At 69.5% G+C, this 12136-nt stretch carries 10 protein-coding genes and 1 pseudogene; 10 read left to right on the top strand and 1 reads right to left on the bottom strand.

What is annotated here, in order from left to right; all coding sequences use genetic code 11:
- Positions 1-331 precede the first annotated feature (331 nt).
- Both C1J00_RS27365 and C1J00_RS27360 read left to right on the top strand, forming a co-directional pair.
- Positions 332-1357 (top strand): 6-phosphofructokinase, encoded by a 1026-nt coding sequence (locus C1J00_RS27365; protein ID WP_102911686.1) that lies wholly within the window; start codon positions 332-334, stop codon positions 1355-1357.
- 15 nt (positions 1358-1372) lie between these two features.
- Positions 1373-1738: pseudogene (locus tag C1J00_RS27360) on the top strand (pyridoxamine 5'-phosphate oxidase family protein); the annotation flags it as partial.
- Positions 1739-1982: 244 nt separating this feature from the next.
- Here C1J00_RS27360 and C1J00_RS27355 read toward each other — a convergent pair.
- The gene (locus C1J00_RS27355) at positions 1983-3602 is read right to left on the bottom strand and encodes a PucR family transcriptional regulator (protein WP_102911684.1); all 1620 of its coding nucleotides are present in this window, start codon (positions 3600-3602) and stop codon (positions 1983-1985) included.
- 280 nt (positions 3603-3882) lie between these two features.
- Between C1J00_RS27355 and solA the strand changes: the two genes are divergently transcribed.
- The 8 genes from solA to C1J00_RS27315 all read left to right on the top strand — a co-directional run.
- Complete coding sequence (gene solA, locus C1J00_RS27350) at positions 3883-5019, top strand: N-methyl-L-tryptophan oxidase (RefSeq protein WP_102911683.1); 1137 nt, start codon at positions 3883-3885, stop codon at positions 5017-5019.
- 111 nt (positions 5020-5130) lie between these two features.
- A complete protein-coding gene (locus tag C1J00_RS27345) occupies positions 5131-5811 on the top strand; it encodes a haloacid dehalogenase type II (RefSeq protein WP_102911682.1) in 681 nt (226 codons plus the stop codon).
- Positions 5812-6133: 322 nt separating this feature from the next.
- Complete coding sequence (locus C1J00_RS27340; RefSeq protein ID WP_102911681.1) at positions 6134-7243, top strand: ABC transporter substrate-binding protein; 1110 nt, start codon at positions 6134-6136, stop codon at positions 7241-7243.
- Positions 7236-8375, top strand: a complete 1140-nt coding sequence (locus tag C1J00_RS27335) for an ABC transporter ATP-binding protein (protein ID WP_102911680.1) — start codon at positions 7236-7238, stop codon at positions 8373-8375. The genes C1J00_RS27340 and C1J00_RS27335 overlap by 8 nt, the downstream gene beginning before the upstream one ends.
- A gap of 3 nt (positions 8376-8378) precedes the next feature.
- Positions 8379-9275 (top strand): ABC transporter permease, encoded by an 897-nt coding sequence (locus C1J00_RS27330; RefSeq protein ID WP_102911679.1) that lies wholly within the window; start codon positions 8379-8381, stop codon positions 9273-9275.
- Complete coding sequence (locus tag C1J00_RS27325; protein WP_102911678.1) at positions 9272-10138, top strand: ABC transporter permease; 867 nt, start codon at positions 9272-9274, stop codon at positions 10136-10138. The genes C1J00_RS27330 and C1J00_RS27325 overlap by 4 nt, the downstream gene beginning before the upstream one ends.
- Positions 10139-10291: 153 nt before the next feature.
- Complete coding sequence (locus tag C1J00_RS27320; protein ID WP_102911677.1) at positions 10292-11572, top strand: NAD(P)/FAD-dependent oxidoreductase; 1281 nt, start codon at positions 10292-10294, stop codon at positions 11570-11572.
- 42 nt (positions 11573-11614) lie between these two features.
- A partial coding sequence (locus C1J00_RS27315; RefSeq protein WP_146046265.1) for an aldehyde dehydrogenase family protein occupies positions 11615-12136 on the top strand: 522 nt, incomplete at its 3' end.

The raw sequence follows: 12136 nt of genomic DNA, 5'->3' as shown, positions 1-12136 counted from the left end.
CAGCCGCCCCAGCCGCCCCGGCCGTGGGAGGGCGTCCGCCGGGCCGACCGTTTCGCACCGGCGCCCGCGCCACCGCACTCTGGCCCACCCGGCCAGCCTGACGCACCGGCGGCCCTGCCGGAATAAGCACAGCGTCTCCGGAAGGCTCGCCGATGCGGCCGGCACTGGCACCGGGCGACGTCGAGGGAGCCCGCCGGTCGGCGTCCGCCGAGTGGCAAGCGTCGCGGGAACCGGGGGAGGCTGGAGAGAACGATCCCCATGCCCCGGCAGCGGTCACGGTCGCCACGAGGGCCTCGGCCGGGCGGGGTGTGCAGCGGATGGGAGAAGGCCCATGAAGGTCGCAGTGCTGACCGGGGGCGGTGACTGTCCCGGCCTCAACGCGGTGATCCGCAGTGTCGTACGCAAGGGCGTGCAGGAGTACTCGTTCGACTTCGTCGGGGTGCGGGACGGTTGGCTCGGTCTGCTCAAGAACCACGTAGTGCCGCTCGACATCTCCAGCGTCCGGGGAATCCTCCCCCGGGGCGGGACCATTCTGGGTTCCTCCCGAACCAACCCGTTCAAGCACGAGAACGGGCTGCAACGGGTGCGGGAGACCCTGGCCGCGCACGATGTGGACGCGCTCGTCGTGATCGGCGGAGAGGACACCCTCGGGACGGCGGCAGAGCTCAGCCGGCACGGGATCAAGATCGTCGGCGTGCCGAAGACCATCGACAACGACGTGTCGGGCACCGACTACACCTTCGGCTTCGACACCGCCGTCGGCATCGCGACCGAGGCCATCGACCGCCTTCACACCACCGCCGAATCCCACATGCGGGCCCTCGTGGTGGAGGTGATGGGACGGCACTCCGGATGGATCGCCCTGCACGCCGGCATCGCGGGCGGCGCCAACGTCATCCTCATCCCCGAGCGGCCGTTCGACATCGATCAGGTCTGTGAGCTGGTGAGGCGACGGTTCGAGATCAACTACGCGCCGATCGTCGTCGTGGCCGAAGGGGCCGCCCCCAAGGAGGGACAGATGATCCTCAAGGACCGGTCACTGGACGAGTTCGGCCATGTACGGCTGTCCGGCATCGGCGAATGGCTGGCCCAGGAGATCTCGGCACGGACCCAGAAGGACGCCCGTACCACGGTCCTGGGCCACATCCAGCGCGGCGGCACCCCGAGCCCCTTCGACCGGTGGCTGGCCACCCGTTTCGGGCTGCATGCCATCGGCGCGGTGGAGGAAGGGGACTTCGGCTGCATGGTCGCCCTCAGGGGCACCGACATCGTCCGAGTGCCCCTCGCGGACGCCACCGCGCAGAACAAGGTGGTGGAGCCGTCCTTGTACGACGAGTTCGAGGTGTTCTTCGGCTGAGCCGTCATCCTTCGGTGCCGCTCTCTGCTCTCCACGCACGAGGTGGGACGCCTCGCCGTGCCCGCGGACTCCGGGCCGGTCGTCGTCCCGGTCGACTACAGCATCGTCGAGGGCGGGATCGTCTTCCGCACCGCACCCGGCACGACTCCGGCGCAGGCGGACGGCCACCAGGTCGCCTTCGAGGCCGACCGCATCGACGAAGCCTTCAGCGAGGGCTGGAGCGTACTGGTGCGGGGACCCGCGACGACCGTGACGGACCCGGACGAGGTCGCCCGTCTCGAAGAGCAGGCCTACAGCGCACCCTGGGCGGGAGGCCGACGCGACCTGTGGCTGCGTATCGAGCCCGTCGCCGTCACCGGGCGCCGGATCACGGTGGCCTGAACTCGGGCCAGGACCCAGCCCTGGACAAGGCCGCTGAGAGCTGTCCTCGTACGGCTTCTCCATCCGCCAGGCAGGGAGCGGGCGGCTGCCGATCGCCGTACCGCCGTCCGGCCTTCCGCCGATCGACGTCGAGCTGCCGGGCCGGGCGACCGGCGTGGAACCGGGGGAGACCTGCCGGCTGGTTGTCACGGACCACTGAGACGTGCGGTGCGCGGCAGGTCCCGCGCGACGGCCCGCATGCTCGTCATGTGCCGGGCGCAGCCGTCCCCCGGGCGTCCAGGACGAGCACCGCGACGTGCAGGGACGTGCACTGGAGGCCCGACTCAAGATCGCAGCCGAGGAGCCGTTCGATGGTGTGGAGGCGCTGGTAGTACGCCTGCCGGGACATGCCGGCCTGTTTCGCCGCGACCGACTTGTTCCCGGCCGCCGTCAGATAGGCGCGCAGTGCCGGGAGCAGGTCGCCGCCGTTGCGGTCGTCGTGCTCGATGAGACGCGTGAGCTGCCGTTCCGCGTACCGCTGGAGGCGGATGTCCTCGCGCAGCACACCCAGGAGCTCCGGCAGCCGGACGTCGGCGGGGACGTAGAACCAGCGGTCGGGCGAGGCGGGTGTGATGGCCTCGGCCGTTTGCTCGGCCTCCTGCCACGACCGGGCGATCCCGGAGAGGTCGGTCACGCCGGAGCCGACGGCGACGACGGCCTCCGGGCCGAGCTCCTCGCGGCAGAGACGGCCGATCCGCTCGGCGACCGGCTGCCAGGCGCTGGCCTGTGCCAGGGCCAGGCATACGCCGATCCGGCCAGGGGCCGTCTCGCCGACGAGGGCGCGGATGCCGGTCTGCGCCATCGCCTTCGCGATCCGCTCGTCGAGGTGCTCCCCGGTACCGGTGTGCGTATGGCGGATGACCACGGCGAAGAGGCGGTGCCCCAGGGTCGGCAGTCCCAGTGCCTCGGCACGTGCGCGGGCGTCCGCGGGGGAGCGGAAACGCCGTTCGTACAGGTCCCGCAGCACCGAGCGGTGGGCCCGGCGCTCCCACCAGGCCGGTCCGGCCAGCCGAGCCATGCTCAGGGCGACCGCCGCACGCTCCAGGACCAGCACGTGTTCCGGGTCGGGCTCCGGACTCAGCCGGCCCTCCAGCAGGACCAGCCGCCCCCACGGCCCCTGGTGGTCCTGCACGGGCGCGATCAGCCACCCCTCCGGGCCGCTCGGTGTGATCTTCTCCGGAGTCGGGGTGGCCCGGGAACGCCGGGACCAGGCCGAAACCACCGGCTCGTACGGCCGGCCGAGCAGTTCACACATCAGGACCCGGTGGGTGAGGTCCTCCAGCACCACGGGGGCCCCGGTGAGCTCGGCCGTGGTGTGCACCAGTTCCTCGGGGGTCGCGCCTCGCAGCGTCAGGGCGGTGAAGATGTCCTGGATGTCCCTGCCGCGGCGCAGCAGCGCCCCGTGGGCGTCGAGGATGAGCGCGTGCACCGCCTGCGTGACGTCGATGAACCGGACGCCGCGGGCCAGCTCGACCAGCGGCACCTCACGGGCACGGCAGGCCGCCACCAGCTCGTCGGGCACCTTCCGGTACCGGTAGCCGAGCTCCACGATCAGGCCGGCCGCGCCGACGTCGGCGAGCTGGTCGACGTAGCCGCACAGTTCGGAGGCGTCCTCGGGATAGGGCATGCCGGTCGTCAGGACCAGCTCGCCGCCCTCGAGGAAATCCGCGGGGTTGAGCAGTTCGGTGACGTGCACCCAGCGCACTCCACGGTCCAGCTGTGACTCACCGGCCAGCACGCGCGGCATCCCCTCGGCCAGCACCGGGAGGCTCAGAACCTCCGCGATGGTCGGGAAGTGTCCGGTTGCGGGACGTCTGGGCGGCATAGGGAGTGCTTTCGTCCGGGGGTGGGGGTCACCTTCGCACCGGCACATCACCGTGACAAGAGGTGCAGGGTTACTTTCCGTGGCGGGCCCGCTCGCCGTGACACTTCGTCTCGATAACGTCCCGAGGCGGAACAGAGTGTGGGTTGACCTGCGTATTCGCCGGGGTCGAGAGTGAACGCCATCCCCAAAGGGTCCGAATCGGAAGGGTCCGCACGGTGTCCCCACCGTGCCGGGGCACCACTGAGACACCCAGGCCGCACCCGGCGAAAGGAGCGACCTCATGAGCATCCCGAAGCGCGTCGCCGTGATCGGTGCCGGCAGTATGGGCAGCCAGGTCATGTGGCGACTGGCCGCTCGCGGAGCCGAGGTCATCGGCTACGACCGGTACGCCCCGGGGCACGACCGCGGCGCGGCCGGCGGCGAGAGCCGCATCTTCCGCGCAGTGCACCTCGGGGACCCCGGGTACATCCCGCTGCTGCGGCTCGCCGACCAGATGTGGGACCGGCTCCAGCGCGAAACCGGTTCCTCACTGCGGCGTCGCAGCGGATGCCTGGTGATGGGCGAGACCGCATCGCCGTCGATGCGTCTCCTCCTCTCCGCCAGCTCGACCCACCGGCTGGACCACGAGGTACTGGACCGTGAGGAACTCGCCCGCCGCTACCCCCAGCACCGCCTCCCGGACGGGCACACCGCCGTCCTCGACCGGATGGGCTCCATCATCAGGCCCGAGGCGTCGGTCCAGGCAGCCGCCGCCCGCGCCGAACAACTCGGCGCCCGGCTGCACCGCTACACCCCGGTGCGGGAAATCGCCCCCGCGGCGGGCGGTGGCGTGCACATCGTCACCGACCAGGGCACGGACCACGTCGACACCGCCGTGGTGACCGCGGGCCCCTGGATCAACACCCTGCTCCCGGACCTGCCGCAAAGCGTCGACATCCGCCGGCTGATCAGCTCCTGGCACATCCCCACCCGCCACGACTGGTTCGCGGGCGGCGCCCCCGCCTTCGTACGCAGCGCACCCCATGACTGCTACGGGCTCCCGTCACCCGACGGCATCTCCGTCAAGCTGGGCCTCTCCTTCGCCCGTTATCTGCCGGTACCCGACCCCGAACGGCTCGACCGCACAGTCCGCCCGGAGGAACTCGCCACCTTCCGAGAGCTCATCGGCGAGCTGATGCCCGATCTGAATCCCGACCCCATCCGGCTGTCGGTCTACATGGAGGGCTACACGGAGTCCGGGAACCCGCTCGTGGGTCATCTCCCCGGCGAGGACGACATCGTCGTCATGGCCGGATTCTCCGGCAGCGGCTTCAAGCTCTCGCCCGCCATGGGCGAGATCGCCGCCGACCTGGCACTCGACGGCACCACGGACCACCCCATCGGCTTCCTCGCACCGGCCGGGGCCGGCGCCGCCTGATCCCCGGCGGTGCCGACGACATCGCCCCCACCCGACATCTCTGTCATAGACATGCCAGAAGAGGCTGTGCCGGCCGTAGCCAGTTCCCCCAAGCCAAGACAGGAGACCCTCATGCCCATCCCCTCGCTTCAATTCCGCCCGAAGTACGTCTCGTTCGACTGTTACGGCACGTTGATCGAGTACCCGATCACCCCCATCACCCGTGAGCTCGTCGGCGACCAGATCCCCGCCGGGCAGTGGGACCAGTTCGTCCGGGAGTTCCGCGGCTACCGCTACGACCAGGTCCGCGGCGCGTACTACTCCTACGAGCAGGTACTGCACGACTCCTTCGAGCGGGTCTGCCGCAAGTGGGGCGTGAAGGCCGCCCCGGACGCGGGCAAGCGCTTCGCCGACGGCGTCCGCAGCTGGGGCCCGCACGCCGACGTGCCGGAGCCGCTGAAGAAGATGAGCGAGAACTACAAGCTGGTCATCTTCTCCAACGCCGACGACTCCTTCCTGGAGGAGAGCGTGCCCCGCCTCGGCGCGGACTTCCACGCGGTGTACACCGCGGAGCAGGCCGGCTTCTACAAGCCCCGCTACGCCGCGTTCGAGTACATGCTGGACCAGCTCGACGCGTCCCCCGAGGACTTCGTGCACGTCTCCTCGCACACCCGCTACGACCTGATGCCGATGCACGACATGGGCTTCCGCAACCTCATCCTGCTGGATCGCGGCTATGACCCGGTGACCCACGGCTACGACTACGTGCCGGTGAAGTCCCTGGACGACCTCAACACCATGCTCGGCATCTGACGCGCGACGCACAGCGTCCCCGCACGGACATCCCCGAAGAACCCCGCTGAGCTTGTCGGCGACGCCCGCGCAGAACTCGAAGTACCGGGCCGAGGGGGACGATGTCCGGCGCCGCATCATCGACCCGGCCGGCGGCGCGTGGCACACGGTCCACGCCCCGCCCCGACGGTCGGATCTTCTACGGCATGCACGGCCTCACCACCGTCCCCTGCGCGGCCCGACGCCCGGCGCGGGCCTCGGATCCGACGAGGCGGACCCCCACTCGAAGACCCATCCCCAGCCGTTCCTGTTTCCCCTCAGCACCACCCCCAGGAGGCAAACCATGAGAGACGCCCGTATAGACCGCAGACTCTTTTTGCGCGGCGTCGGCGGAGCCACGGCGGGTCTCGCCGCCGCGACCGCCCTCAGCGCCTGCGGCACCGGTACCAGCCGCAGCGCTTCCACCGGCACCGGTGGGAAGGGCGGCAAGACGGTGGTCGTCCGCGACAGCGGCGGTTCCTACGGCGCGGCCCTGCAGAAGGCGATCTACACGCCGTTCACCCAGGAGACCGGCATCCAGGTCAAGGTGCTAAACCTGGACGACGCCCCGCTGCTGGCCCAGATCAAGCAGGGCCGTCCGCAGTGCGACCTCATCAACAACTCGATGATGTCCCACCTGAAGTATGGGAAGCAGGATGCCCTGGAGACGCTGGACCCTGACCGGCTCAAGAGTCTGAAGAGCGCGAAGGTCCCCGAGAACCAGGTCACCGAGCACGCCATCGGGCACAGCTTCTACGGCCAGTGCATCGCGTACCGCACGGACGCCTTCGACGGCCGCAAGCCGGAGTCGTGGGCGGACTTCTGGGACACCAAGGCGTTCAAGGGTGCCCGTGCGATGGTCAGCCCGGACGGTGACCTGCCGGAGCTGGAGTTCGCGCTGCTGGCCGACGGCGTCCCCATGGACAAGCTGTACCCGCTGGATGTGGACCGTGCCTTCAAGGTGCTGACCCGTCTGCGGTCCGACATCAAAAAGTTTTGGGACAGCGGCCCGCTGCCCGGCGTGCTCCTCAGCCGCCAGGAGGTGACGATGTCCACCGTCTGGGATGGCCGGATCGCCGATCTGCAGAAGCAGGGCGTCCCGGTCGCAAGGCAGCTCAACGGCATGCGCCGCCAGTTCTCGGGCTATGCCATCGCCAAGGGTGCGGCCAACGTGGACGGCGCCTATCAGCTCATGGACTTCGCGCTGCGTGCCGAGATCCAGGCTGCCCTGGCCAAGGCCTTCCCGTCGAACCCGTCCTCTCCGGTGGCCTACGCCAAGCTCACCGAGGACGAGCGCAACGCTCTGGCCGGTGCGCCGAAGTACTACGACAAGGGTTTCGACGCGGACATCGACTGGTGGCTGAAGAACGAATCGGCCGTCACTAAGCGCTGGTTGGAGTGGGCTCGTGGCTGAATTCGATGTGGTCACACCGTCCGTGAAGGTGGCCGACGGCACCCTGCCCACCGCGACGGGCAAAGCGCTGTCGGTGGTGGCCCTGCGCAAGACGTACGGGGATGTCGTCGCCGTCGACGAGGCGTCCATGGAGATCGCGGCGGGGGAGTTCGTCACGTTCCTCGGCGCCTCGGGGTCGGGCAAGACCACGACACTGATGATGATCGCCGGCTTTTGCGAACCCGACTCCGGCACCATCACCGTCGGAGACCGCGACGTCACGAAGCTCGCCCCGCAGAAACGCAACCTCGGCTTCGTGTTCCAGCAGTACCTGCTGTTCCCGCACATGACGGTCAGCGAGAACGTCGCTTTCCCGCTCACCCTGCGCGGGGTGCCGAAGGACGAGATCCGCAGGCGCGTCGGGGAGACGCTGGAGATCGCCGGCCTGTCCGGCTTCGGCAACCGCAAGCCGCGGGAGCTGTCCGGCGGTCAGCAGCAGCGTGTCGCGCTGTGCCGGGCGCTGGTCTACCGCCCGCCGGTCATCCTCATGGACGAGCCGCTGGGCGCCCTGGACAAGAAGCTCCGCGACCAGCTTCAGGTCGAGATCAAGGCCATCCAGCAGGAGCTCGGCCTGACCGTCATCTATGTGACGCACGACCAGGAGGAAGCGCTGGTGATGTCGGACCGCATCGCGGTGATGCGCAACGGCCTGATCGAGCAGTTCGACACCCCCCGCGAGCTGTTCGAGCGGCCCAGGACCCCCTTCGTCGCGGACTTCCTCGGCGCGGCGAACTTCCTGCCCGGCCACATCGAGCAGCACACCGACGAGCACACCCTGGTCCGTCTCGATGCGTCCGGCGGCCTGATCAAGGCCCGCCGTCACCAGCCGGCCTCCGGCACTGAGGTGAAGGTCGCCGTGCAGCCGGGCCGGCTGCGGGCCTGCGCCACCGACGACGGCTTCTGTACCGGCACGGTCGAGACCGCCACCTACGTGGGCACGCTGGTGCGGGCGGGCGTGCGCATCGACGGCGGTGACGCGCCGCTGCTGCGCCTGGAAGTACCTGCCGGCCGCGGCCCCGTCACCGGCGAAAGGATCGGGATCACTACCGATCCCGAAGACGTGAATCTCTTCGCCGACGAACAGGGAGGGTGAGCCATGGCAGCCACCCTCACCGCGGGGGCCCCCGGCCGTCCGCGCAAGCTCCTGGCCTCGCGCCGGACCCGGGTCGGGATCCTCTACGCGCTGCCGGTCGTCGTCTACCTGCTGGTGCTGTTCGTCTACCCGATCTTCAGCACCCTGCTGCTGAGCCTGAAGAACGCCGACGGCTCGCTCACCCTGCACTGGTACGCCGACGCCCTGACCGGGGTCAACCTGTCGGTCCTGTTCACCACGCTGCGGATCTCCGCAGAGACGGCGGTGCTCAGCCTCGTCTTCGGGTTCGTCCTCGCCCAGGCGATCTCCCGGCTCAAGCCCCTGTGGGCGGGACTGGCGATGCTGGTCGTGGTCGTGCCGCACTTCGTCAGCGCGCTGGTGCGTACCTACGGCTGGATCATCCTGCTGGGTGACAAGGGCCTGGTGAACGAGACCCTGACCGCCATGTCGGTCCCCGGAACGCCGTACCAGCTGCTCTACAACGAGCTCGGTGTGGTCATCGGCACCACCTCCATGATGCTGCCCTACACGGTGCTGCTGCTGTACGGGGTGATGCGCGGTGTTGACCGCAGGCTGCTCGCCGCCGCGTCCAGCATGGGCGCGGGCAGGGTGACCATCTTCCGGCGGATCTATCTGCCGCTGGTCGCCCCGGGCCTGGCCAGTGCCGGACTGCTCAGCTTCATCCTGTCGCTGGGCTACTACATCACCCCGGCCCTGATGGGCGGCCCGAACCAGACGATGATCGCCACCCTCATCAACCAGCAGGTCACCAAGGAGAACCAGTGGAACGGGGCCGCCGCCCAGGGCGTCATCCTGCTGGTCCTCACCTTGGCCGGGCTGCTGCTGGTCAAGCTCGTCAGCTCCCTGGGCGCCAGCCGTAAGAAGAGGAGCGCGTCATGATGGAGCTGCGCAAGACCCTCGCCGGGCGGATCGCTCTCACGGCGGTCGCCACCGTGATCCTGCTGTTCCTGGCGCTGCCGATCGTCGTCATCCTCGTCACCTCCTTCAGCAGCAACGCCTTCTCCGCGTTCCCGCCGGAAGTGTGGACGCTGAACTGGTACAAGGCGCTGTTCGCCGACGGCAGCAAATGGCCGGCCGCGCTGTCCCTGAGCGCTCTGGTCGCCGCCCTGAGCACCGTGTTCTCCCTGATCATCGGCGTGACCGCGGCGACCGCCCTGGTCCGCAGCGAACTCCCGCTGCGCTCCGCGGTCTTCGCCCTGGTCCTCGGACCGCTGCTCATCCCGCAGATCGTCACCGCACTCGGCCTGTTCCTGCTCTTCGAGCCGGCCGCGATGCTGGGCAGCCCGATCGCCATCGCCCTGGGCCACACCGTGCTCGCCTCACCCATCGCGGTCCTGATCCTGATCGCCACCCTGCGCGGCATCGACGAACGCCTGGAGGACGCCGCCGCCAGCATGGGCGCCGGCCGCCTCACGATCGCCCGGAAGATCACCTTCCCCCTCGCCGCGCCCGGCATGATCGCGGCAGCGATCTTCTCCTTCATCACCAGCTTCGACGAGTTCTACATCTCCCAGTTCCTCTCCTCCGTCGACACCGTCACCCTGCCGGTGCAGGTCTACAACTCCCTGACCTTCGAGATCGACCCCAGTGTCACCGCGGTCAGTGCGATCCTCATCGCCTTCGCCATCCTCGCCCTGGGCCTGGTCGCCCTGGTGCGCTGGCTCGGCTCCGGACGACAGCAATCCCTTCTCTCCGTCGAGAACACGGTCGGCGTCGCCAACCCCGGAGGCGACGCCGTATGACCGCCGCCGCCACCGCTCAGCCGCACCTGCTGCCGCCCCTCACCTGCGCGTTGCGCCGGCACGGGCCGCGGTACCGCTGACAGCGCCGTCGGCCGGGCACCCGAGTGGGTGCCCGGCCGGTCCCCCCGAAAACTTCCCCGCAGGAGACCCGCAATGAAGACGATCCCGTACTGGATAGAAACCGCCGGTGCGTTCCCCGACCGGTCCGGCAAGCCACTGACCGAGGACACCGACCTGGTGGTCGTCGGCGCCGGCCTGACGGGTCTGTCCACCGCCCTGCACGCCGCCCGCAAGGGCGCCCGTGTCACCCTCGTCGAGAAGGGCCAGATCGGCTCCGGGGCCTCGGCGCGCAACGGCGGCATGGCGAACCTGGGCTTCACCATCGGCGTGAGCCAGGCCATCCGCCGGTACGGACTCGATCGGGCCCGCGAGATCTACAACTCCTACGGCGAGGCCGTGGACACCGTCGAGCGGCTCGTGGACGACGAGTCCATCGACTGCCAGTTCCGTCGCGTCGGACGCCTGGGCGTGGCCTCCCGCCCCGCGCACTTCGAGAACAAGAAGGCCCAGCAGCGCGACCTGGCCAAGTACTTCGGACACGAGACCACACTGGTCAGCAAGTCCGAGCTGCGCTCCGAGATCGGATCCGACGCCTACCACGGCGGTCTGCTCGACCCGTTCAGCGCCGCACTGCACGTCGGCCGCTTCGTGCGCGGCATGGCCGAGGCCTGCGAACGCACCGGTGTCGAGATCCACGAGCGCAACGCGGCCATCGGCGTGCGACGTACCACCGCCGGCCGTTTCGAGGTCAGCACCGAGCGCGGTGTGATCCGCGCCGGGCAGGTCATGATGGCCACCGACGCCTACACCGACAAGAACTTCCCCTGGCTGCGCCGCCAGCAGGTCTGCCTGGGCAGCTTCATCATCGTGACCGAGCCGCTCGGCGAGGAACTGGCCCGGGACATCATCCCGAAGGCCCGCCTCATCGTCGACTCCAACCAGGTCTGTCACTATTTCCGGCTCACCCCGGACAACCGTCTGCTGTTCGGCGGACGCGCCCGCTTCGCGCCGTCCGACCCCACCTCGGACAAGAAGAGCGGAGCGGTCCTGTTCCGTGAGATGTGCGAGATCTTCCCCCAACTCGCCCGGACGAAGGTCGAGTACGTGTGGGGTGGCTCGGTCGGCTTCGCGATGGACCGCATCGTGCACGCCGGGCAGACCGAGGACGGCGTGTACTACTCCATGGGATACGCGGGCCACGGCGTTCAGATGGCCACGCACATGGGTCAGGTCATGGCCGAGGTGATGGACGGCCACCCCGAGGCCAGCCCGGTTCGCGACCTGGCCCCGCCCCGCATCCCCCTCTACAACGGCACCGCCTGGTTCCTGCCCTTCGCGGGCGCCTACTACAAGACGCTGGACCGCATCCGCTGACCGTGCGGCAGCGCACTTCTACGCATACAAGGAGACCCCGAGATGACTGTCGTCCACGATGTTCCCAAGCAACTTTTCATCGGCGGCGGTTGGCAGGACGCGGAGTCCGGCCGCACCCTGTCCGTCGACAACCCGGCCACCGGCGAGGAGCTGTGCCGGGTCGCCGACGCCTCTCCCGCCGACGGGCGGCGTGCCGTCGAGGCGGCGGTCGCGGCGCAAGCCGGCTGGGCCGCGACCCCGCCCCGGGAGCGCAGTGAGATCCTGCGCCGCGCCTACGACCTCATCATCGCGCGCACCGAGGACCTCGCGCTGCTGATAACCCTGGAGATGGGCAAGCCGCTTGCCGAGGCGCGTGCCGAGGTCGCCTACGGAGCCGAGTTCTTCCGCTGGTTCTCCGAGGAAGCCGTCCGTGTCGACGGCGGTCTGACCACCGCCCCCGACGGCAGGAACCGCCTCCTGGTCACCCGCCAGCCGGTCGGCCCCTGCCTGCTCATCACCCCCTGGAACTTCCCCCTGGCCATGGGCACCCGCAAGATCGGCCCCGCCCTCGCCGCCGGCTGCACC

Origin of the sequence: Streptomyces cahuitamycinicus (assembly GCF_002891435.1) — a bacterium.
GTDB lineage: Bacteria > Actinomycetota > Actinomycetes > Streptomycetales > Streptomycetaceae > Streptomyces > Streptomyces cahuitamycinicus.
This window is presented reverse-complemented; position numbering and strand designations above follow the sequence as displayed.

What these genes read in the sequence shown, in the direction of transcription:
- C1J00_RS27365 (WP_102911686.1), top strand. Translation starts at nt 332, where the DNA reads ATGAAGGTCGCAGTGCTGACCGGGGGCGGTGACTGTCCCGGCCTCAAC.
- C1J00_RS27355 (WP_102911684.1), bottom strand. Translation starts at nt 3,602, where the DNA reads ATGCCGCCCAGACGTCCCGCAACCGGACACTTCCCGACCATCGCGGAG.
- solA (WP_102911683.1), top strand. Translation starts at nt 3,883, where the DNA reads ATGAGCATCCCGAAGCGCGTCGCCGTGATCGGTGCCGGCAGTATGGGC.
- C1J00_RS27345 (WP_102911682.1), top strand. Translation starts at nt 5,131, where the DNA reads ATGCCCATCCCCTCGCTTCAATTCCGCCCGAAGTACGTCTCGTTCGAC.
- C1J00_RS27340 (WP_102911681.1), top strand. Translation starts at nt 6,134, where the DNA reads ATGAGAGACGCCCGTATAGACCGCAGACTCTTTTTGCGCGGCGTCGGC.
- C1J00_RS27330 (WP_102911679.1), top strand. Translation starts at nt 8,379, where the DNA reads ATGGCAGCCACCCTCACCGCGGGGGCCCCCGGCCGTCCGCGCAAGCTC.
- C1J00_RS27325 (WP_102911678.1), top strand. Translation starts at nt 9,272, where the DNA reads ATGATGGAGCTGCGCAAGACCCTCGCCGGGCGGATCGCTCTCACGGCG.
- C1J00_RS27320 (WP_102911677.1), top strand. Translation starts at nt 10,292, where the DNA reads ATGAAGACGATCCCGTACTGGATAGAAACCGCCGGTGCGTTCCCCGAC.